The sequence below is a fragment of the Ponticoccus sp. (in: a-proteobacteria) genome (assembly GCF_048381735.1).
In genome coordinates, this window is record NZ_JBLXGL010000007.1 from 85,277 (window position 1) to 107,140 (window position 21,864).

17 protein-coding genes and 1 pseudogene are annotated in these 21,864 nt (G+C 68.3%); 13 read left to right on the forward strand and 5 right to left on the reverse strand.

Features of this window, described 5'->3' with window-relative positions:
• Positions 1-72: 72 nt before the first annotated feature.
• Positions 73-615 (reverse strand): annotated as a pseudogene (locus ACN5KJ_RS13435) (TRAP transporter small permease); the annotation flags it as partial.
• A gap of 59 nt (positions 616-674) precedes the next feature.
• Entirely contained in the window at positions 675-1,655 is a 981-nt protein-coding gene (gene dctP / locus ACN5KJ_RS13440) for a TRAP transporter substrate-binding protein DctP (RefSeq protein WP_418594563.1), read from the reverse strand.
• Between the two features lie 130 nt (positions 1,656-1,785).
• On the opposite strand from dctP, the gene ACN5KJ_RS13445 reads away from it, so the two are divergent.
• From ACN5KJ_RS13445 to ACN5KJ_RS13485, 9 genes are all read left to right on the forward strand, one after another.
• Positions 1,786-2,439: a GntR family transcriptional regulator gene (locus tag ACN5KJ_RS13445; RefSeq protein WP_418594565.1), complete on the forward strand. Its 654-nt coding sequence runs from the start codon at positions 1,786-1,788 to the stop codon at positions 2,437-2,439.
• A gap of 195 nt (positions 2,440-2,634) precedes the next feature.
• Positions 2,635-3,261 carry a hypothetical protein gene (locus ACN5KJ_RS13450; RefSeq protein WP_418594566.1) on the forward strand — a complete coding sequence of 209 codons (627 nt, stop codon included), beginning with the start codon at positions 2,635-2,637 and terminating at the stop codon, positions 3,259-3,261.
• Positions 3,258-5,843 (forward strand): HWE histidine kinase domain-containing protein, encoded by a 2,586-nt coding sequence (locus ACN5KJ_RS13455; protein WP_418594568.1) that lies wholly within the window; start codon positions 3,258-3,260, stop codon positions 5,841-5,843. Before ACN5KJ_RS13450 ends, ACN5KJ_RS13455 begins: the two co-directional genes overlap by 4 nt.
• A 334-nt stretch (positions 5,844-6,177) precedes the next feature.
• A complete protein-coding gene (locus ACN5KJ_RS13460) occupies positions 6,178-7,194 on the forward strand; it encodes a c-type cytochrome (protein ID WP_418594570.1) in 1,017 nt (338 codons plus the stop codon).
• Entirely contained in the window at positions 7,191-9,752 is a 2,562-nt protein-coding gene (gene ctaD, locus ACN5KJ_RS13465; RefSeq protein WP_418594571.1) for a cytochrome c oxidase subunit I, read from the forward strand. The genes ACN5KJ_RS13460 and ctaD overlap by 4 nt, the downstream gene beginning before the upstream one ends.
• Positions 9,749-10,225: a hypothetical protein gene (locus ACN5KJ_RS13470; protein WP_418594572.1), complete on the forward strand. Its 477-nt coding sequence runs from the start codon at positions 9,749-9,751 to the stop codon at positions 10,223-10,225. The genes ctaD and ACN5KJ_RS13470 overlap by 4 nt, the downstream gene beginning before the upstream one ends.
• Complete coding sequence (locus ACN5KJ_RS13475; RefSeq protein WP_418594574.1) at positions 10,222-10,797, forward strand: cytochrome c oxidase assembly protein; 576 nt, start codon at positions 10,222-10,224, stop codon at positions 10,795-10,797. The genes ACN5KJ_RS13470 and ACN5KJ_RS13475 overlap by 4 nt, the downstream gene beginning before the upstream one ends.
• Positions 10,794-11,852 (forward strand): c-type cytochrome, encoded by a 1,059-nt coding sequence (locus tag ACN5KJ_RS13480; RefSeq protein ID WP_418594576.1) that lies wholly within the window; start codon positions 10,794-10,796, stop codon positions 11,850-11,852. The genes ACN5KJ_RS13475 and ACN5KJ_RS13480 overlap by 4 nt, the downstream gene beginning before the upstream one ends.
• Entirely contained in the window at positions 11,849-12,451 is a 603-nt protein-coding gene (locus ACN5KJ_RS13485) for an exopolysaccharide biosynthesis protein (protein ID WP_418594578.1), read from the forward strand. Before ACN5KJ_RS13480 ends, ACN5KJ_RS13485 begins: the two co-directional genes overlap by 4 nt.
• 18 nt (positions 12,452-12,469) lie before the next feature.
• Here the strand turns inward: ACN5KJ_RS13485 and ACN5KJ_RS13490 are convergent, their stop codons facing one another.
• Positions 12,470-13,147 carry an SH3 domain-containing protein gene (locus tag ACN5KJ_RS13490; protein ID WP_418594579.1) on the reverse strand — a complete coding sequence of 226 codons (678 nt, stop codon included), beginning with the start codon at positions 13,145-13,147 and terminating at the stop codon, positions 12,470-12,472.
• A 176-nt stretch (positions 13,148-13,323) separates the two neighbouring features.
• Here ACN5KJ_RS13490 and ACN5KJ_RS13495 point away from each other — a divergent pair, with 176 nt between their 5' ends.
• The gene (locus tag ACN5KJ_RS13495; protein ID WP_418594580.1) at positions 13,324-15,747 is read left to right on the forward strand and encodes a DNA topoisomerase IV subunit A; all 2,424 of its coding nucleotides are present in this window, start codon (positions 13,324-13,326) and stop codon (positions 15,745-15,747) included.
• A 499-nt stretch (positions 15,748-16,246) separates the two neighbouring features.
• The gene (locus ACN5KJ_RS13500) at positions 16,247-17,089 is read left to right on the forward strand and encodes a DMT family transporter (RefSeq protein WP_418594582.1); all 843 of its coding nucleotides are present in this window, start codon (positions 16,247-16,249) and stop codon (positions 17,087-17,089) included.
• A gap of 356 nt (positions 17,090-17,445) precedes the next feature.
• Here the strand turns inward: ACN5KJ_RS13500 and ACN5KJ_RS13505 are convergent, their stop codons facing one another.
• Together ACN5KJ_RS13505 and ACN5KJ_RS13510 are read right to left on the reverse strand one after the other, a co-directional pair.
• Positions 17,446-18,372 carry an electron transfer flavoprotein subunit alpha/FixB family protein gene (locus ACN5KJ_RS13505; RefSeq protein WP_418594583.1) on the reverse strand — a complete coding sequence of 309 codons (927 nt, stop codon included), beginning with the start codon at positions 18,370-18,372 and terminating at the stop codon, positions 17,446-17,448.
• Entirely contained in the window at positions 18,372-19,130 is a 759-nt protein-coding gene (locus ACN5KJ_RS13510; RefSeq protein WP_347166576.1) for an electron transfer flavoprotein subunit beta/FixA family protein, read from the reverse strand. Before ACN5KJ_RS13510 ends, ACN5KJ_RS13505 begins: the two co-directional genes overlap by 1 nt.
• Before the next feature lie 331 nt (positions 19,131-19,461).
• Here ACN5KJ_RS13510 and ACN5KJ_RS13515 point away from each other — a divergent pair, with 331 nt between their 5' ends.
• Both ACN5KJ_RS13515 and ACN5KJ_RS13520 read left to right on the forward strand, forming a co-directional pair.
• A complete protein-coding gene (locus ACN5KJ_RS13515; protein WP_418594586.1) occupies positions 19,462-20,682 on the forward strand; it encodes a YjgN family protein in 1,221 nt (406 codons plus the stop codon).
• Between the two features lie 13 nt (positions 20,683-20,695).
• Positions 20,696-21,823, forward strand: a complete 1,128-nt coding sequence (locus ACN5KJ_RS13520; RefSeq protein WP_347166574.1) for a M48 family metallopeptidase — start codon at positions 20,696-20,698, stop codon at positions 21,821-21,823.
• Positions 21,824-21,864 lie beyond the last annotated feature (41 nt).

The following is a 21,864-nucleotide window of genomic DNA, read 5'->3' on the forward strand; positions in this document are numbered from 1 at the left end:
CCGGTCGGCGGGATCGTCCATCGCGTCCTCTGTCACCGGGTCAAGGTCGGCGCGCTCGGTCAGGGTGACGTCGTCGTGCAGGCCAAAGGGTTTGTCGACGTTCAGCAGCAGCGCGACGAGGTCGGCCACCAGTTGCAGCAGGAAGAGGCCAAAGCCCACGGGCAGCGCCATGTAGGGAATCCACAGGCGCACCCCCCAGACGGTGTCGGATTTCCAGCCCCGGTCCCACGCGAAGTGCCAGAACTCGAAGCCGTAGAACAGCATCACCCCGACCACCGCGATGGACAGCGACAGGGTCAGCACCGCCATGCCCTTGCGCGCGCGCGGCGGCAGGGCCAGCGGCACGAGGTCGACGTTGACGTGGCCGCGCAGGCGCTGGACGTAGGGCAGCCCCACCAGCGTCGCGGCGATGACGAGATAGACGACCATCTCGGTCTGCCAGACGGTCGAGCCGTTCAGCACGAAGCGCACCCAGATCATCTGGCAGGTGATGCCCACCGCCGCGACGACCATCGCCGCCGAGGCCCAGCCCGCGACGGTACTGATCGCCGCCACCGCGCGCAGAAACGGATTGCCGCCGGTCGGAGCCGCCGCGGCCGATACCTGGCCTGACATGGCCACCTCCTGAATTCATGGATTGGGTGGGGCGGCCCCAGCGTGCCGCCCCGGATGGATCACTCGACCGACAGGGCGAGGTCCAGCAGCGTCTGGCCGTCGGGGGTTTCCTCGACGAAGGCCTTGTAGGACGTTTCCTGCGCCAGCGCGCGCCACTTGTCGAAGTCCTCGGCGCTCATTTGCGCGATCTCGACACCGGCATCGCTGAAAATCTGCGCCGAGGCCGCGTCTTCCTTCTTGGCCTCTTCGAGGTAATAGGCCTGCGCCTTTTCAGAGGCCGCCATCAGCGCCGCCTGCTGCTCTTCGTTGAGGTTGTCGAAGGTGGTCTTGTTCATCAGCAGGGGCTGGTACATGAACCACAGCGCGTAATCGCCCGCAGGCGTGTAGCAGGCCACCTGCTCGTAGATGCGGTAGCTGACGAAGGACGAAGACGAGGTATTGGCCGCGTCCAGAACGCCGGTCTGCATGGCATTGTAGATTTCCGACGAGGCCATCGAGGCGATGGAGGCCCCGGCACCCGCCAGCATCTGTTCGAAGGCCTTGCCCGCGGCGCGGGTCTGCTTGCCTTCCATGTTGTCGGGCGCCGTGATGCATTCCTCGGTCCCGGCAAAGCCGCCGGCGAGGTAGCCGTGCACCAGCACCTTGACGTCGTCCTCGGCCATGATGCCTTCGAGCGCTTCCATGAACGGGCTTTCGTTCATGCGCGCGGCGTGATCGTGGTTCTTCACCAGTCCGGGCATCAGGGTCAGGTTGTAGGCGGGCCGCTGGCCGCCCGCGTAGGACAGCGGCAGCACGGTCATGTCCAGCTGTCCGCGCGACAGCGGCGTGTATTGCTCGCGCGCCTTGAACAGCGAGCCGGACGGGAAAATCTTGATCTCGAGGTCGACACCGGCGGCGGCCACCTCGTCGGCGACCATCTGGGCGACCTCGTGGCGGACGTCGCTGGTGGACCACTGGTGCGACAGGCGCAGTTCCTCGGCCTGGGTGGCCGCCGCACATAGCGCAAGAGCCGCCACAGAGGCGGTCAAAGACAGTTTCATGATGTTCCTCCCTTGGTGCCGGATTCCCCGGACTGCGCAAACGGTGGCAGCCCATGCACACGCTGTCAATGTTTTTGTATACAAGAATGCCGCTGTTGCGTTCACAGGCGTTTCGTGCATCCTGATCCCCATGGAGCGCAAGAGATCCGACATCATCGCCGACACCATAGAGGGGCTGATCTTCGACGGCACCTTCCCGGACGGCGCGCGGCTGGACGAGGTCCAGCTGGCCGAGCGATTCGAGGTCTCGCGCACACCGGTCCGCGAGGCCTTGCAGCGGCTTGCGCTGACGGGCCTGACAGAGCAGATCCCGCGCCGTGGCGTCTTTGTCCGCCAGCCCGGGCCGGTCGAACTGCTGGAAATGTTCGAGGTCATGGCGGAACTGGAAGCGGTCTGCGCCCGGCTCGCCACCGCCCGGATATCCGATCAGGCGCTGGCAAAACTGGACGCGATCAACGCGGAATGCGCCCTTGCCGTCGCCGCGCAGGACCACGGCGCCTACTACAGCGCCAACGAACGGTTTCACGCGCTGATCTACGCGCAGTCAGGCAATGCCTTTCTGGAGCAGGAGGCCAAGCGGCTGCAACGCCGCCTGCAACCCTTCCGCCGGATGCAGCTGCGCGCCCGGGGCCGGTTGCAGCAATCCATGTCGGAGCACGAAGAGGTGGTAAAGACGCTGGCGGCACAGGATGGTGCCCGCGCGGCGGATGTCATGCGCGCCCATGTCGCCGTGCAGGGTGAAAAGTTCCACCGGCTGGTGGGCATGCTCAAGGCGGCGGAATAATCCGGTCGCGCACCGGCGGGACCGGGAAACCGTTTTCGGTTTCCGCGGCGAAATCTTTGACAACCCTCCATTGTCAGCCGCACATTCCGGCCTAGCCTTTGCTACCGAACACTGGCGCGCGGCGACGTCCGAACAGCCGCGCCGTCTCATCCCTCCTCGGGCAAGAGGGGCCTTGCCCCCTGGATCAGGTCCCTATTGAAGCCGTTTAGCCCACCGCTCCCCCATCCCTCCCCTGCGACCAACGTACCCGTCACGCCCGATACAGCCGGGGCAGCCCTGCGCAGCGGGTTCCGCCACCACCTGCGCCGGGCCACAGCGCCACAGCACGAGGCGGCAGAGGCCGCCTTCGCGCCGCTGACCGCGGATCTCGGGCAGGGGTTGCGGGGCTTCCTCTGCGCGCAGCGGCAGGCCTTTGCGATGCTGGCCGCCGCTCCCTCCCCCGCGCAGATCTCGCACCAGATCACGCTGGACCTTCTGGACCGGCTTGACCGCGATCTCGGCCCCCGGACCGATGCGCCGCAGGATCCGCCGCCGCTTGACCCTCTGGCCGTCGATTACCTGGTCCTGGGTTCGCGGCTGGGGACAGAGGTCCTGCGCAGGCGCCTGCTTGACGAGATGCCCGATGTGACCCTGCCGATGTATTTCCGGGCACCGCCCGCCACGGCAGAATGGCAGCGGGTTTGCGCCGCTCTGGACGGTGTCACGCTGAACAGCGCCCCTGCGGCGCGGATAGAAATTGACGTGCGGAGGGGCTTCGATATCTTCGCCGCTGCGGCTTACGCGGCCTCTGAGGGCCAGGGCAGCACCGAGGGTCAGCCATGAACGACGCCACCCCCACGCCGGTCGGCCCCGCCGACCTGACGAATTGCGACCGCGAGCCGATCCACCAGCTGGGCCGGGTACAAAGCTACGGCGCGCTGATCGCCGTTTCCGCCGACTGGATCGTGCAACATGCCTCTGAAAACCTGTCCGAGATCCTTGGGATAGAACACGAGGCCGTGCTGGGCCGCCCGCTGCACGAGATCATCGTGTCGGACGGCTTCGAACGGATCCGCCGCAACCTGCGCGCGCTGGAAACCCACGACGGCGCGCTGCGGCTGTTCGGGGTGGTGCTGCGCGCCTCGGGCCGCAACTTCGACGTATCCGTCCACGAAAGCGGCGCACATCTGCTGATCGAGTTCGAGCCCAAGCGCGAGACCCGGAATTCCGACCTGATGGCCGAGGTCTACCCGCAGATCTCGGCGCTGCGCCGCGACCGCGACCTGCGCACGCTGGCCCGGGACGCCGCCAAGGGGCTGCAATCGCTGTGCGGCTTCGACAGCGTCATGGTCTACCAGTTTCAGCCCGACCAGTCCGGCCTTGTGATCGCGGAGACCCGGCTTGACGGGCAAAGCCGCTACGACGGGCTGCATTTTCCGGCCTCGGACATCCCGGCGCAGGCCCGCGCGCTGTACAAGCGCTCGCTCTTGCGGCTGATCGCCGATGTCGACGACCCCGGCGCGCGGCTGCTGCCCGGTGTCCGCATCGACGGCGCGCCGCTGGACCTGTCGCTGGCGGTCACGCGCGCGGTCTCTCCGATCCATATCGAGTACCTCAGGAACATGGGTGTCCAGGCCTCGATGTCGGTCTCGATCATGAAGGACGGGGAACTCTGGGGCCTGTTTGCCTGCCACCACAACAGCCCGTGCTACATCGACTACGAACGCCGGACCTCGATCGAGATGTTCGCGCATATGTTCTCTTACGAGCTCAGCCGCCACGCCGACCGGCAGCTGAAGGAGATAGAGCGCGACACCGCGCGGCTTCAGACGCTGCTGATGGGCCATATGGCCAGCGGCGACTCGATCACCGCCTCGCTTCTGTCGGTGTCCAAGGAAATCGCCAGCGTCATCCCGCACGACGGTCTGGTACTGATGCACGACGAGTCCTTCCACGCCACCGGCATCACGCCCACCGAAGAGGATTTTCTTGCCATCACGCGGATGCTCGACCGCTCCATCGGGTCAGAGGTCTTTGCGACCGACTGCCTTGGCAAGATCCACGAGCCCGCCCGCGACTACGAAGAGCGCACCGCCGGGCTGCTGGCGATTCCGATTTCCCGCCGCCCGCGCGATTACCTCGTGCTGGTCAGAAAGCAGGTCGATACCGCGAAGACATGGGCCGGCGATCCGGCCAAGCCCGCGCAGGTCGGCCCGAACGGCGTGCGCCTGACCCCGCGCAAGAGCTTTGCGGCCTGGCAGGAAACCGTGCGCGGCAAGTCGACGCCCTGGACCCCGGCAGAGACCCATGCCGCCGACCTGTTGCGCACGACGCTGCTGGAAATCTTCCTGAAGGTCACCGACGCGGCGAACCTGCAGCGCAAGCGCGCGCAGGAACAGCAAAGCCTGCTGATCTCGGAACTGAACCACCGGGTGCGCAACATCCTGAACCTGATGCGCGGCCTCGTCTCGCAATCGCGCAGTTCGGCGGCGACGCTGGAAGAGTTCACCAGGAACCTCGACGGGCGCATCCACGCGCTGGCCCGCGCGCACGACCAGCTGACCGCCGAACGCTGGGAGCCGACCTCGCTGAAGGCGCTGATCGCCTGCGAGTTCGAAGCCTATGCCGAGGCCGGGTCCCGGCGCGTCCGCGTGACCGGCCCGGATGCGATGATCCAGCCCAACGCCTATACGACGCTGGCGCTTGTCCTGCACGAGATGGCCACGAATTCCGTCAAATACGGCGCGCTCTGCGACCAGTCCGGGTCGATCACCGTGACCCTTCAGGTCGACCGCAGCGGCGGCATGCTGATCGACTGGGTCGAACGCGGCGGCCCGCCGGTGCAGCCGCCGACCCGGCGCGGCTTTGGCACCACGATCATCGAAACCTCGATCCCGCACGAACTGCGCGGCGACGCCGAGATTTCCTACAAGGTGACCGGCGTCGAGGCGCATTTCCGGCTACCGCCGAACTGCATCGCCCAGATCGTGCCCGAGCAGACCGAGGAAGCGCCCCGCACGCAGACCATCGTCACCGCCCGGACCGGCGATTTCCGCCTGAGCGGCCCGGTTCTGGTGCTGGAAGATGCGCTGATCATCGCGATGGACGCCGCCGCGATCCTCGAGGACATGGGCGCCGCCGAGGTCAAGATCTGCAGCTCCGTCGCCGACGCCCTGTCCTGGCTGGAGGCGCACAGCCCGACCATCGCGCTGCTGGACGTGAACCTGCAGGACGAACAGAGCCTCCCCGTGGCCGAGCACCTTGCAGAGCGCGGCATCCCCTTCGTGCTGGCGACGGGCTACGGCATGACCAGCGACCTGCAGGAGGCCTATCCGCCCTGCGCCATCGTGCAAAAGCCCTTCTCGGCGGAGTCGCTGAAATCTGCGATGAGCGGCTTGTCGGCGGAGGCTCCCGGGGCGGACTAGGCACGCGGGGCGCGCCCCCGGATCGGGCCAGGGCAGCGGCGCGCCGGGCACCAAGCCGGGCGCACGTATCGCCCGGGCAATCGGGCGCGCTCTACGGGATTTTTCCGGGGGCGGTGGCAAGGCCCTGATCCGCCACGGCCCCGGCGTTAAAGCCAGTGCAGAACCACAGCCAGCCCAGTCGGACCGCCCCCGCCCAGGGATGGTTCTGGGGTGCCGCGACCCGCCCGGTGGGTGACCAAGGGGCAGGCACGGGATCGCCGAAGGCCTTGTTGCACCAGCCAGTTTTTCTTCTCCACCGGCGGGAACCATCCGGCCTGCGGTGCATTTCGCCAGCATGATCCCGGCGGTTCCTTCACGTTGTCGCGCATGCCAAGGGGGAGGCCGGATCGGCCTTCTTGCGGCTGTCCTGCTGCTGTCCGCCTGCGAGGGCCGCCAGTCGGCGCTGTCCCCCGCCGGAGAGGACGCCGCCGTCCTGTCGCTGCTGTTCTGGGTCATGCTGACCGGCGCGGTGGTGATCTTCTGCATCATGCTGGGGCTGTTCTTCTACCTGACCCGCGTCAACGTGGGCGCCCTGCCCGCGCGCTACACCCGCCTGATCCTTGTCGGCGGCGGCATCGTCTGGCCGACGCTGACCATCGGCGCGCTGCTGGTCTGGGGTCTGTCGATCCTGCCGGACCAGCGCCAGCCCGGCGACGGGCTGCGCATTCGCGTCACCGGCGAGCAATGGTGGTGGCGGGTCGAATACTTCCGCGAAGGCTCCGACACGCCGGTGATCTCCGCCAACGAGATCCGCTTCCCGGCGGGCCAGCGGACGGAACTGGAACTGACGGCGGGCAAGGTGATCCACTCGCTCTGGATCCCGGCCTTGGGCGGCAAGCTGGACATGTTCCCGGGCCGCGAGACCCGGATGAGCCTGAAGCCGCTGGAACCGGGCGTCTACCGCGGCCAATGCGCCGAGTTCTGCGGCATGAGCCATGCCTGGATGGCCTTCGAGGCGGTTGTCCTGCCCGAGGCCGAGTTCGAGGCTTGGCTGGCGGCCGAAGAAGCCGAGGCCAAGGCCCCCGCGACCCCCGAGGCCCAACAGGGCGCCGAGGTCTTCGCCCGCGAAGGCTGCGGCGCCTGTCACGTCATCCGGGGCACCGATCACGTCGGCCTCGTCGGCCCCGACCTGACCCACGTCGGCAGCCGTCACACGCTGGGCGCCGGGCGTCTGGGCAACACGCTGGACGATATGGAGCGCTGGCTGGCCCACACCGGCGAACTCAAGCCCGGTGTCGAAATGCCGACCTACGACCAACTTCCCGACGCCGACCGCCGCGCGCTGGCGCTCTACCTGAAAGGACTGGAATGAGCCCCCACGACCAGCCCGCGCCCGAAGGCCCCTACCCGCCCACCGAAGAGATGCTGGCGCAGCCCGTCGACCCGGACTTCGACCGCGCCAGCAAGGAACGCCTGCGCCGCGCGTGGAAGACGCCCACCGGCATCCGCTACCTGACGGCGGTGAACAACACCGAGGTCGGCGTCTGGTACTCGCTGACCGCGCTGGTCTTCATGCTGATGGCGGGGGTGATGGGGCTGATCATCCGCCTGCAACTGGCGGTGCCGGAAAACGATCTGGTCAGCGCCGACCGCTTCAACCAGCTCTTCACCATGCACGGCTCGGCGATGATGTTCCTTTTCGCCGTGCCGATGTTCGAAGCGCTCTCGATCCTGATCCTGCCGGCCCTGCTGGGCGCCCGGGACATGCCCTTCCCACGCCTTTCGGCCTTCGGCTACTGGTGCTTCCTGATCGGCGGCATCTTCGTCATCGGGTCGATCTTCTTCGACGTCGCGCCCAATTCCGGCTGGTTCATGTATCCGCCCCTGGCCACCAAGGCCGAGGGGCCGGGCAGCGACATCTGGCTTCTGGGGCTTTCGTTCATCGAGGTCGCCAGCATCGCGGCGGCGGTGGAACTGATCGTCGGCGCGCTGAAGTGCCGCCCGCCGGGGATGCGCGTCAACCTGATGCCGCTCTACGCGTGGTACGTGGTCGTCGTGGGCGGCATGATCCTGTTCGCCTTCCCGCCGCTGATCGCGGGCGACTTCCTGTTCGAGCTGGAACGGTCCATGGACTGGCCCTTCTTCGACCACGAGCGCGGCGGCGACCCGATGCTCTGGCAGCACCTGTTCTGGATCTTCGGCCACCCCGAGGTCTACATCATCTTCCTGCCCTCCATCGCCATCGCCGCCATGGTCATCCCGACCGTCGCGCGGCACGCGATGGTGGGTTACTCGTGGGTGGTGCTGTCCGCCGTGGGCACCGGCTTCATCAGCTTCGGGCTGTGGGTGCACCACATGTTCACCACCGGGCTGCCGTCGATCTCTCTGGGCTTCTTCTCGGCGGCGTCAGAGGCGGTGGTGATTCCCACCGGCATCCAGATCTTCGCCTTCCTCGCCACGCTGCTGGTGGGCAAGGTGAAACGCAGCCTGCCCATGCTGTGGATCGCGGGGGCGCTGACGGTCTTCATCATCGGCGGGCTGACCGGCGTCATGCTGGCCATCGCGCCCTTCGACTTTCAGGTCCATGACACCTATTTCATCGTCGCCCACCTACATTACACCCTGTTCGGCGGGCTGATCTTCCCGGTGATCGCGGGCGTCTACTACTTCTTCCCCTTCTTCCGGAAGAAGATGCTGTCCGAGCATCTGGGCCGCTGGGCCTTCTGGCTGATCTTCTCGGGCTTCAACCTGTGCTTCCTGCCGATGCACCTGACCGGCCTTCTGGGCATGCCGCGCCGCGTCTACACCTACCCCACCGGGCTGGGCTGGGACGCGCTCAACATGATCTCGACCGTGGGCGCTTTCGTCATCGCCGCAGGCTTCGCCGTCTTCGTCTGGGACATGATCCGGCCCAAGACGAACCAGCCGCAGATCGAGCGCAACCCCTGGGGCGCGGGCACGCTGGAATGGGCGCATGACATCCCCGAAGAGGCATGGGGCGTGCGGTCGATCCCGCATATCACCTCGCGCTATCCGCTGTGGGACCAGCCCAAGATGCTGGAGCGCATGGACGCGGGCCGCTACTACCTGCCCGACGCCAGCGAAGAAACGCGCGAGACGATCATCACAAGCGTGATCGACGCTCGGCCCATGCAGATCCAGAAGGTGACGGGGCCGACCTGGATCACCCATATCGCCGCCGCCTTCACCGGCGCCTGCTTCATCCTGCCGACCTTCTCGATCTACTGGCCCGCCGCGATCTGCGGCGCCTTCGCCGGGATGGCGATCATCTACTGGCTGTGGCGCGACACCGCGCGCCCGCCCACGGTGCCGGCCAAGGACGCGGGGCTGGGGCTGACGCTGCCGACCTATGCCTCGGGTCCCGACAGCGTGGGCTGGTGGGCCATGTGGATCACCATGCTGGGGGACGCCACGGCCTTTGCCTCGATCATCTTCGGCTTCTTCTTCTACTGGACCGCGCAGCCGGACTTCCCGCCCGAAGGCGCCACGCATGCGACCGGCTGGCTGGTAGCGGTGGCGGCCCTGGGCTACGCCGGATCCTGGGCGCTGACCCGGCTGGCGCGCGGCTGGAACGCGCAGGGCTCGGTCAGCTCGGCGCGGATCGCGCTGGCGGCGGCGCCGGTGCTGACGGCCACGGCCATGGCGGCGATGGTCTGGTCCGTTCTGCCGCTGGAGCCCTCGACCCACGTCTACCCCGCCACGGTCTGCGCCATCGTGGTCTGGATCACCGTCCATGGCGCCCTGGGCATCGTGATGCAGCTTTACTGCCTGGCGGGCAGTCTGGCGGGCAAGATGACGCCCCGCTACGACGCCGACATCCACAACGTGACGCTGTTCTGGCACTTCCTCGTGATCTCGGCGCTGGTGGCCTGCGCGGTGATCGGCCTCGCCCCGAGGGCGCTGGCATGACCGATCCCCGGCAGGACACCCGCCCGGACGGAGGCGAACGGGACGCGGGCCCGCAGAAGGGCGACGCGGACAACGACAAGACCCCGCGCCCCGATGCCGACCGCAAGGAATTCGCGGAAGAGCGCGAGAGCCTGATCCGCATCACCTTCGCGCCCACCGTCTGGGCGGTGCATTTCGTCGCCTGCTACGCCGTGGTTTCCGTGGCCTGCGCCAAGGGCGTGCTGGCCTTCGGGCCGTCGCGCGCGGTGCTGCTGGCGCTGTCGGTGGCGGCGCTGGCGGCCATCGTCTGGCTGGGCTGGCGCAGCTTCCGGCAATGGGGGCCGGAAAACCTTGCCGAGACGCCGAAAGAGGTCGGCGTGCCGGAACCGCGCCATGAATTCCTCGGGCATGCGGCGTTCCTGCTATCGATCATCTCGTTTATCGGGGTGGTCTTCGTGACCCTGCCGCTGGTGCTGATCGGGGGCTGCCAATGAAGGCGCTGTCGCTGAGCGCGGGTCTTGCCCTGCTGGCGGTTCTTTGGCTGGCCCCGCTGGAGGCGCTCTGGCCCGCCTTCCCGGTCCACATGCTGCGCCACATGGGGCTGGTCGCCGTGGCCGCGCCGCTGATCGTCGCGGGCCTGCCGGACCGCTGGGCCGATGCGCTGGCCATGGCGCCGCTGCTGGCGGCGGTGCTCGAATTCATCGTCGTCTGGGCCTGGCACCTGCCCATGGCGCATGCGCTGGGGCGGCTGTCGCTGCCCGCCTTCATGGCCGAACAGGCGAGCTTTCTGGCGGTCGGCCTGTTTGTCTGGGCCGGGTGCCTGCGCGCCGCGCAGCCGCTGGCGGGCGCGGGCGGCATGCTGCTGACCTCGATGCACATGACACTGCTTGGCGCGCTGCTGATCCTCGCCCCGCGCGATCTGTACGCCGCGCTCTGCGGCACCGCGCCAGATGTCACCGCGCAGCAACTGGGCGGGATGCTGATGCTGGGGATCGGCACGCCGATCTACCTTGCGGCGGGCCTCTGGCTGAGCGCGAAGGCCCTGAACCGGGAGGCGCCCGCATGATCCACACCCGCACCGCCCTTCTGACCGCTGCCGCCCTTGCCGTTGCCGGCGCCATCGGAGGCGCCGCAACCGTGGGCCTTGGCCTTTACAACATCTCGGCGCAGGCCGGGCACTGGCCGGGGGTCGGTCCGCTGCTGCACACCGCCTTCCGGCAGGCGATCAAGCTGCGCGCACCCTCGATGGACGAGGCACCCGACCTGTCGGACCCCGACCTGATCGCGCTGGGGGCCGGGCATTACGCCACCGCCTGCACCGCCTGCCATGCCGCGCCGGGCGAGCCGCGCCCCGCCACCGCGCTGGCCATGTCGCCGCAGCCGCCCCATATCGAAGAGGCGGTCGCGGACTGGAAACCCAACCACATGCAATGGATCGTCGAGAACGGCGCGAAGATGACCGGGATGCCCGGCTGGCCCGCGCTGGGTCGCGGCGACGAGGCCTGGAGCCTGGCGGCCTACCTGACGGCGATCCAAGAGGGCACCGCGCCGGAGCTGCCGCAGCCCGGCCTGCCGCTTGGCCGCGAAACGGATGATCCGGAACAGGTTAAGGCCTATTGCCAGACCTGCCACGGCCCGGTGGGCGGCATGGTTCCCCGCCTCGACATCCAGACGCCAGAGTACCTGCTGGCGCAATTGCAGGCCTATCGCGGCACCGGGCGCCCCAGCGGCGTGATGGAGCAGGCGGTCAGCCTGTATCCGGCCAGCATGGACCCCGCGCTTGCCGCCTTCCTCGCGACAGAGCCGACCGACCGCGACGCCGCCGGGGGCAGCGCCGAGGGTCAGGCGCTGGCCACGCAGGGCACCCGCGACGTGCCCGCCTGCGTGGCCTGCCACGGCCCGCACCGCAGCCGCGAACCGCGCGCGGGCCAGCCACCCTTCCCCGCGCTGGCCGGTCAGAACCAGGCCTTCATCGCCGCGCAGCTGGTGCTGTGGCGGGACCAGGTGGTCCAGGGCTCTGACCTGATGACCGCAGCCGCGCGCGACCTGACAGATGCACAGATAGAGGCGCTGGCCGCGTGGTTCGCGGCCCTGCCGGACGACGACGGAACGCAAGAATGACGCTGGACGACACCACCCGCTACGACGACAGCCCCCAGACCATGACGGAGGTCATCGAGGAACTGCACGACGCCGCGCAGGAGGACGAGACCTCTCTGGGCCACCTGCTGAGCGAGGTCGAGCACGCCTCTTTCACGCCGGTCCTGCTGACCCCGGCGCTGGCCGTGGTCACGCCGCTGTCGGGGATTCCGCTGTTTTCCAGCCTCTGCGGCCTCTGCATCGCGCTGGTCTCGGCGCAGATGCTCTTCGGGCGCGAGTCGCTGTGGCTGCCGCAATGGTTGCAGCGCCGCAAGATCCCGTCGGACAAGCTGAAATCGGCGGTCAAGACCCTGCGCAAACCGGCACGCTGGCTGGATCGCCAGTCGCGCGAACGGCTGCGGGTTCTCGTCCGCCCTCCCTTCGACCGCATCACGCACCTGCTGTGCCTGCTCTGCGGTCTGGCCATGCCGGTGCTGGAGCTGGTGCCCTTCTCGTCCTCGATCCTTGGCGCGGCGGTCTCGCTGATGGCGATGACGCTGCTCTTGCGCGACGGGCTGTTCGCGCTGATCGGCTACGCCTTCATCCTCGGCGTGATCGGTCTGGCGATCTACCTGATCTGACCGCCGGTTCGGGGCGGCTCAGTTCGAGGCAACAAGGAGGCTGGCGGCCATCCAGCCCTCGTTATTGCCGTCGACGGCGCGCAGGCGCACCCAGCCATCGCCGGTTTCATCGAGGACCTCGACGAATTCGCCCTGAAGCAGCTGGGTCACGACAGCGTAGCTGGTGGCCGGGCCTTCGCGCAGGTTGACCCGCGACCCGACAACCACGCGCAGGTCCGCCCTCTGCGGTTCGGCAATCGCGGGCTCCGCAACGGAGGGCTCTGCAAAGGCGGTCTCTGCCACCACAGGCTCTGCAACGGCAGGCCGGGCGGTGCCCGCAACCGGCATCACCTCGGCCACCGGCGCATCGTCGAAGTTGCCCTCGGGCTCGTCCGGCAGGGCCGCGTCCAGAAGGGCCGCGAATTTCTGCGGGTCGGCGGGCACCACGGGCTCTGCGGCGATGACCGCCTTGGCGGGTTCGGGCAGGGGCTGCCGGACCGGGGCCGCTGCCTCGCGCACCGGCGCGACGGAGCTGAGGTCCGATGCGGATCTGTCCGCCCGCGTGACTTCGGGCCCGGGGGTGGCCCCGAGTGCTGTGTCGGGAACGGCGGCCATCAGCGTGACGCCAGTATCCCCGGCCTCGAACTCGGACCCGCCCGAAAGCTCGTACCAGGCCCAGCCAAGCACCCCGAATGTGATGAGCATCACCCGAAACATGATCGATCCCCCGTCTACGGGTCAGACCATTCCCAAGGCCCGCCCAATGCCACCCGCAGCAGTTGTGACATTCCATGATTCATACATGATTCCCCATTCCCCCTTAAGAGAAAAAGCGGGAAACAATCCCGTGGCCGTGCTTGCTGCGGCTGCATCGCAACTGTATCACGACCGACATGAGCGACGACGACATCGATCCCGAAACCAATCCCCGCGACCTTGCAGAACCCCTGCGCAGGGCGATCGGAGAGCGCTATCTGACCTATGCGCTGTCCACGATCATGCACCGGGCGCTGCCCGATGCACGGGACGGGCTGAAGCCGGTGCATCGCCGCATCCTTTATGCAATGCGCCGCCTGCGGCTTAGTTCCACCGGCGGCTTCCTGAAATCCGCAAAGATCAGCGGCGACACCATGGGGGACTTCCACCCGCATGGCGACGCGGCGATCTATGACGCCATGGCGCGCCTCGCGCAGGACTTCACGATCCGCTACCCGCTGGTCGACGGTCAGGGCAACTTCGGCAATATCGACGGCGACAACCCGGCGGCCTCGCGCTACACCGAGGCGCGCATGACGGTGATGTCCGAGGCGCTGCTGGACGGGCTGGACGAGAACGCCGTCGACTTCCGCCCCAACTACGACGGCCGCCTGACCGAACCCTCGGTCCTGCCGGCCTCCTACCCGAACCTCCTGGCCAACGGCTCCAGCGGCATCGCGGTGGGCATGGCGACCAATATCCCGCCGCATAACATCGGCGAGCTGATCAACGCCTGCCTGCATCTGATCAAATCGCCGAACGCGGTGGACGACACGCTGCTGCAATACGTGCCCGGCCCCGACTTCCCCACCGGCGGCGTGATCGTCGAACCGGCGGAAAACATCGCGCAGGCCTATTCCACCGGGCGCGGGTCGATCCGGCTGCGCGCGCGCTGGCATTCCGAGGATCTGGGCCGCGGCACATGGCAGGCCGTCGTCACCGAGATCCCCTACCAGGTGCAGAAGTCCAAGCTGATCGAGCGCATCGCCGAGCTGATCCAGAGCCGCAAGATCCCGGTGCTGGCCGATGTGCGCGACGAAAGCGCCGAAGACGTCCGCATCGTTCTGGAACCCAAGTCCAAGAACGTCGACCCCGACGTGCTGATGAACCTGCTGTTCCGCAACTCGGACCTGGAAGTGCGGTTCTCGCTGAACATGAACGTGCTGATCGACGGCGTGACGCCCAGGGTCTGCTCGCTCAAGGAGGTGCTGCGCGCCTTCCTCGACTTCCGCCGCGACGTGCTGACCCGGCGCGCCCGGCACCGGATGGCGAAGATCGACAACCGGCTGGAGGTGCTCGAAGGCTTCATCGTGGCCTTCCTGAACCTCGACCGGGTGATCGACATCATCCGCTATGACGAAGACCCCAAGGCCGCCCTGATGTACGAGGACTGGTCGAAGCCGCACCAGGACACCATCCCCCGCGCCATGGACGAAGGCGACTACCGCTCGCCGCTGGCCGGTGTCGACCTGGCGGGCCTGTCGCTGGTCGCCGACCCCGAGGCGGTGGCGCGCGGCGTGCTGGCCGAGGAAGAGGACGAGCGCAAGATCCCCAGCCGCTACGCGGGCCGCGAGGACGGCCTGTCCGACGTGCAGGCCGAGGCGATCCTGAACATGCGCCTGCGCTCTCTGCGGCGCCTCGAAGAGCTGGAACTGGTGCGCGAGCGCGACGCCCTGATGGCGGAGCGCGCGGGCCTCGAGGATCTGCTCGACAGCGAAGGCCTGCAATGGCAGCGCATCGCCGAGGAACTGCGCGAAACCCGCAAGCGCTTTGGCAAGGACTTCGCCCGCGGCGCCCGCCTGACCACCTTCGCCGAGGCGACAGAGGCCGAGGAAGTCCCGCTCGAGGCGATGATCGAGCGCGAGCCGATCACCGTGGTCTGTTCGCAGATGGGCTGGATCCGCGCCATGACCGGCCATATCGCGCTGGACCGCGAGCTGAAGTTCAAGGACGGCGACGGCCCGCGCTTCATCTTCCACGCCGAAACCACCGACCGCCTGCTGGTCTTCGGCTCCAACGGGCGCTTCTACACGATCTCTGCGGCGAACCTGCCCGGCGGGCGCGGCATGGGTGAGCCGCTGCGCCTGATGGTGGACCTGCCCAACGAGGTCGAGATCGTCGACCTGTTCATCCACCGCCCCGGCGGCAAGCTGCTGGTGGCCTCGACGGCGGGCGACGGCTTTGTCGTGCCCGAGGACGAGGTGATCGCCCAGACCCGCGCGGGCAAGCAGGTGCTGAATGTCCGCGCCCCGGCCCGCGCGCTGGTCTGCCGCGCCGTCGCGGGCGACCACGTCGCCGTGGTGGGCGAGAACCGCAAGGTGCTGGTCTTCGCGCTGGACGAACTGCCCGAAATGGGCCGCGGCAAGGGGGTACGCCTGCAGAAGTACAAGGACGGCGGGATGTCCGACGCCCGCACCTTCACCCTCTCCGAGGGCCTGTCGTGGAGCGATCCGGCCGGCCGCACCCGGACCGAGAGCAACCTCGAGGAATGGACCGGCAAGCGCGCCGGATCGGGGCGCATGGCACCGCGCGGCTTCCCCCGGGACAACAAGTTCAACTGATCCCCCGGCCGCGTCTTCGGGCGGCACGCTCCGCGCCCGGCAGGGGCCATCCGCCCTTCTTCTGTCCGAAAATATCCCGGGGGGCTGCGCAGGCAGCGGGGGCAGAGCCCCCTCCTCCCCCGCCTGCGGGGTGAAGCGGTTTGCCTTTCGCCGGGGCCTGCGCGCCATCAGGCGGGCCGGCTTTCCGGCGCCGCACCGCGCGGGCCCGGCCTTCCCGCCCTGCCCCGGGACGCGCCCGGGATCGCGGGCCAGCCCCCGCGCCGCCAGGCCCGACGACCTCCTGACCCCACCCCTTCCGGACGGGCCAACCCCTGCCGGACGCGCCCCCCCCTTCCGCACGAAAAAGGCCAGCCGGGTGCCTCCGCACCACGCCCCGTCGCCGCCACGCGCGGGGCACCGGCGGCGGCGCCCCTTGCGGTCAGGGCCGGACCCGGTCACCCTGATCGCAGACAGCCTGCCACCCGAAGCCCGCCAATCCCGAAAGCCCCAGCCTGCCGCCATGCGCCTGCCCCTGCTGATCGCCCTGACCATGACCGCCTTCGCGGCGAATTCGGTGCTGAACCGCGCCGCCGTCGGCCCCGGCCTGATCGACGCCACCGCCTTCGGAACGGTGCGCCTGTGGTCCGGGGCGCTCTGCCTCGCGGCGCTGTGCCTGATGCTGCGGGGCACGGTCCGGCTGGGCGGGCCGGGGCGCGTGGCGGGCGTGCTGGGGCTGCTGCTCTATATCTACGGCTTCTCGGCGGCCTATGTGGCGCTGGACGCGGGGCTGGGGGCACTGATCCTCTTCGGCACGGTACAGGTCACCATGTTCGCGGGCAGCCTCGCGGGCGGAGAGCGCCCGCCCGCGCTGCGCTGGATCGGCGCGGCATTGGCCTTTGCCGGGCTGGTCTGGCTCCTCTGGCCGACGGGGGCCGGGTCGGTCAGCCTGCTGCACGGGGCGGCGATGCTGGTCGCGGGCCTTGGCTGGGGCCTCTATTCGCTGGCCGGGCGCAAGGCGACCGATCCGCTGGCGGCGACGGCGGCCAACTTCCTGATCGCCGCGCCCCTGGGCCTCTTGCTGGCGCAGGGCCTGCCGGTGGCCCCGGACGCGGTGCCCTCGACCGCGGCGGGGCTGGCGCTGGCGGTGGCCTCCGGCGCGCTGACCTCGGGGCTGGGCTATGCGCTGTGGTACCACCTCCTGCCGCAGGTCACGGGCACGGCGGCGGCGGTGGCGCAGCTGACGGTGCCGGTGATCGCCATGGCGGGCGGCATGCTGGCGCTGTCCGAGCCGCTGACGGCGCAGTTCGTCGTGGCCTCGGTGGTGGTGCTGGGCGGCGTGGCGCTGTCGCTGCTGAAGCGATAGCCCCGGACGCGAAGCCGCGCAGCGTCGGGCCGTGGTTCGGCGATCCGCAATCTCGGGAAGGCACTTTATCCCGGCCAAGTCCGTGTGCCGCCAGTCAGGTCGCGCTGTCGGCACCCATATCGCCGGGCCAGGGGGCGGCCCGGCGATGCGCGGCGGCCTGCGGCCTTGACTCCGCGCCGGGCGGCGCACAGCTGATCAATCCAGCAATTGCGCGAGGGCCTGCCGCCGTGACTCAGCGCTGGTTCATGGTGAGAGTGGCCCGACCCTGGTCTGACAGCACCTGAAAAAGCGCCCCGCAAAGAAAAGCGCCCCCGCGATTTCCCGCGAGGGCGCCCAAAACTTTCAACCGCGAAGCCTTACAGCTTCTCGGTCAGTTCCGGCACGACCTGGAAGAGGTCGCCCACGAGGCCGTAGTCGGCGACCTGGAAGATCGGCGCCTCTTCGTCCTTGTTGATCGCCACGATCACCTTGGAATCCTTCATCCCCGCAAGGTGCTGGATGGCGCCAGAGATGCCCACGGCGATGTAGAGCTCGGGCGCCACGACCTTACCGGTCTGGCCGACCTGCCAGTCGTTCGGCGCAAAGCCCGAGTCGACCGCAGCGCGCGACGCGCCAACAGCCGCGCCCAGCTTGTCCGCCAGCGCCTCGATGATCTTGAAGTCCTCTTCGGAGCCGACGCCACGGCCACCCGACACGACGATACCCGCCGAGGTCAGTTCCGGGCGGTCGCTTTCGGCAACCTTGTCCTCGACCCATTCGGACAGGCCCGGGTTCTCACCCGCGCCGATGGTCTCGACCGAAGCCGAACCGCCCGTCGCGGCAGCGTCGAAGGTCGAGGTCCGGAAGGTGATGACCTTGGTCGCGTCCTTCGACTTCACCGTCTGCATCGCGTTGCCCGCGTAGATCGGGCGCACGAAGGTGTCTGCGTCCACGACCTCTGTCACGTCGGTCAGCACCATCACGTCCAGCAGGGCGGCAACGCGCGGCAGGATGTTCTTGGCGTCCGTCGTGGCGGGCGCGACGATGTGGCTGTAGTCGCCGGCCAGCGAGGCGATCAGCGCGGCGACCGGCTCTGCCAGACGGTGACCGTAGAGGTCGTCCTCGGCCAGCAGGACCCTGGACACGCCCGCGATGGTCGCGGCCTCGTCGGCGGCGGCCTTGGCGCTTGCGCCCACGGCCAGCACCGTCACGTCACCCAGCGCCTTCGCGGCGGACACCGCCTTGGCGGTGGCATCCATCGACAGGGCGCCGTCGGTAATCTCGGCAATCAGCAGAACGGCCATCACACGACTCCCTTTTCTTTCAGCTTCGACACCAGCTCGTCGACCGAACCGACCATCTCGCCCGCCGAGCGCGCCGCCGGTTCCGAGGTGCCGACGATCTCGAGACGCGGCGAGACGTCGACGCCGTAGTCGGCGGCGGTCTTCTCATCCAGCGGCTTCTTCTTCGCCTTCATGATGTTGGGCAGCGAGGCATAGCGCGGCTCGTTCAGGCGCAGGTCGGTCGAGATGATGGTCGGCATCTTGACCTTCACGGTCTGAAGGCCGCCGTCGACCTCACGCGTGACCACGGCACTGTCGCCGTCCACGTCGACCTTGTTGGCGTACATCGCCTGCGACCAGCCCAGCAGGGCCGACAGCATCTGCCCGGTGGCGCCAAGGTCGTTGTCGATCGCCTGCTTGCCGCAAAGCACGAGGCCCGGCTCTTCTTCCTTGACGATGGCGGCAAGGATCTTGGCCACGGCCAGCGGTTCGATATCGGTGTGGACGTCATCGGCGGCAACCACGAGGATCGCGCGGTCGGCCCCCATGGCCAGCGCCGTGCGCAGGGTTTCCTGCGCCTGCTTGACGCCGATGGAAACCGCGATGACTTCCTCGACCTTGCCGGCTTCCTTCAGGCGGATCGCCTCTTCGACGGCAATCTCGTCGAAGGGGTTCATCGACATCTTCACGTTGGCCAGATCGACGCCGCTCCCATCCGCCTTCACGCGGACCTTCACGTTGTAGTCGATCACGCGCTTGACAGGCACCAGTACCTTCATCAGCGGTTCTCTCCTCATGATGCGGGACGGGCCCGCGGTTTCCTCGCGAAACGGTGTAGCGTGCAGCCGCAGCGACAAACAGGGTAAAATCGTCACGTTAGCACCAACCAACGTCGCGTTTCCGCCGCCGGTCGCCCGAATCCCCCCCATAGCCCCCTGCCCGGGCGACCCTGCCCCGCAAAATTGCAGCATGCAAAACAGGCACATCCGCGCGCCCTGCGTCCCGCGGCAGGGATTCCCGACTTTACGCCCCGCCCCCCCGTCTTCATTTTGCCCGAAAAACCGCATGTACACGTAAGGGGTAGTCGCGATGCACGAGGAAACCGAAACAATGGCGCTTCGCTATACCGGCGAGAAGGGGCCGCTGTTCGGGCTGACGCTGAAGACCGGCCTGCTGACCGTCGTCACGCTGGGCCTCTACCGCTTCTGGGCCAAGACCCGCATCCGCAAGTACATCTGGTCATCGGTCAATGCCGGGGGCGATACCTTCGAATACACCGGCACCGGTCTGGAAAAGCTGCTTGGCTTCCTCGTCGCCATCGTCTTCCTCGCCGTCTACCTCGGCATCGTGCAGATGGTGCTGTTCTATTTCGGCTTGAACATCATGATCGATCCCGAGACGGCAGAGCCCGCCCAGGTGATCGGGCAGATCTCCGCCATCTATATCTCGTTCTTCGCGGTGCTGCCCTTCCTGCTGTACGCGGTCTACCGCGCGCGCCGCTACAAGATGGCCCGCACGCGCTTTCGCGGCATCCGGCTGGGGATGGAGAAGGGCGCATGGGGCTATGTCGCCCGCGCGCTGCTCTACGGTGTCCTCAGCGTGATCTCGCTGGGCCTGCTGACGCCGCTGATGACCTTCCGGCTGGAAAAATACATGGCCGACCGCAGCTTCTACGGCTCGGCCCGGGTGCACCAGAACGGGCGCTGGACCGCGCTTTACCCGGCGATGAAGCACCTGCTGATCGGCATCGCGATCCTGCTGGTATCGGCGGGCCTGATGGTATGGGGCGCCGTCCCCTCGCCCGGATCCTACGAGCCGCGCTCTGTCATCGTGATCATCGGCGGCGGCGTCGGCACCTTCATCGGCTACCTCTGGCTGATCATCGGTTCGGTCTATTACGGCGTGCGCAGCTTCGGCTACCTGATGAGCCACAAGACCCTGGGCGACGAGATCGCCTTCGTCTCGGAACCGCGCGCCGGGGCCGTGGTCAAGATCTTCATCCTCGGCGTCCTGCTGCTCTCGGTGCTGGCCTCGGTCGCCTTCGGGGTGGTCGGCGCGCTGGGGGCGGCCTTCATCCCGCTGCTGATGGACGCGGGGCCGACGACGATGATCGTGCTGGCCCTGCTGGGGGCCCTTGGCTACGTGGTCGCGCTGGTGGTGACGCAGGCGCTGTCGATGATCCTGATCACCCAGCCGATCCTCGCCCATTACATCGACACGATCCGGGTGCGGAACCCCGAGGCGCTGAACCGCATCGCCCAGCGTGAGGCAGAGACCGGCGTCGACGCCGAGGGCTTTGCCGATGCGCTGGATATCGGCGGCGCGATCTGAGCGGGGGACAGGCATGCAAGGCACCACGGCCCATTTCTACGACGGGCTGACGGCGGGGCGGCACGCGGTGCGTGTCGCCCTCTCGGACGACCGTCAGGCGCTGCTGATCGAGGGCGAGACCTTGCCGGACCCGCTGCGCTGGCGGCTGATGGACCTGCGCGCGCTGGCCGACACGCAGGACAAGGCGCGGCTGACCCTGACCCGCATGGCCCCGACCGACGACGAGGCCCCGCGCGACCCGGCGCGGCTGGTGATCCTCGACCCGGCGCTGATCGACTGGATGCACCGCACCCGGCCCGGCCTCTTCCGCCGCGACGTCCGCCCGGGCACGGCCCGCAAGGTGCTGACCTATACGGCGGGCGCCGTCACCGCCGCGCTGCTGCTGCTCTTCGTGATCCTGCCCGCCATGGCGAATACGCTGGCGGGTGTGATCCCGGTGGAACGCGAGGTCGCCTTCGGCAAGACCGTCGTCGGCCAGATGGAACGCTTCCTCGGCGGGCGCGGCACAAGCGGGTTCCGCTGCAACAATCCGGCGGGGCGGGCGGCGCTGGATCGGATGCTGGCGCGGCTGACCGCCAGCCAGGACATGCAATACGAGGTCAACCTCTCGGTCTTCGACCACGAGATGGTCAATGCCTTCGCCGCCCCCGGCGGGCAGGTCGTCATCCTGCGCGGGCTGCTCGACAGGGCCGACAGCCCCGACGAGGTGGCGGGTGTGCTGGCGCATGAAATCGGCCATGTCGAATCCCGCGACGCCACCCGCCACGCCCTGCGCGCCGCGGGCTCGGCGGGCCTCCTGACCATGTTTCTCGGCGATTTCACCGGCGGCGCCGCCGTCGCGGTGATCGGCGAACACCTGCTCTCGACCAGCTACACCCGCGAGGCCGAGACCGCCGCCGATGCCTTCGCCCTGCAGATGCTGGCCAGCGCGGATACCAGCGCCGAGGGCCTTGCCGACTTCTTCGGCATCATCGACGAGATGCAGCAGGAAATGGGCCTCTCGGTCCCGGAATACCTCTCGTCCCACCCGATGACCCGGGGCAGGGCCGAGGCCGCCCGCGCCTTCGCCGGAACACAGAACGACACCAGGCCCATCCTCAACAAGGCCGAGTGGCAGGCGCTGAAGGCCATCTGCGACTGACCCCGCCCGCCTTCCCTGTCAAAAACCCTTCAGGCGCGGTC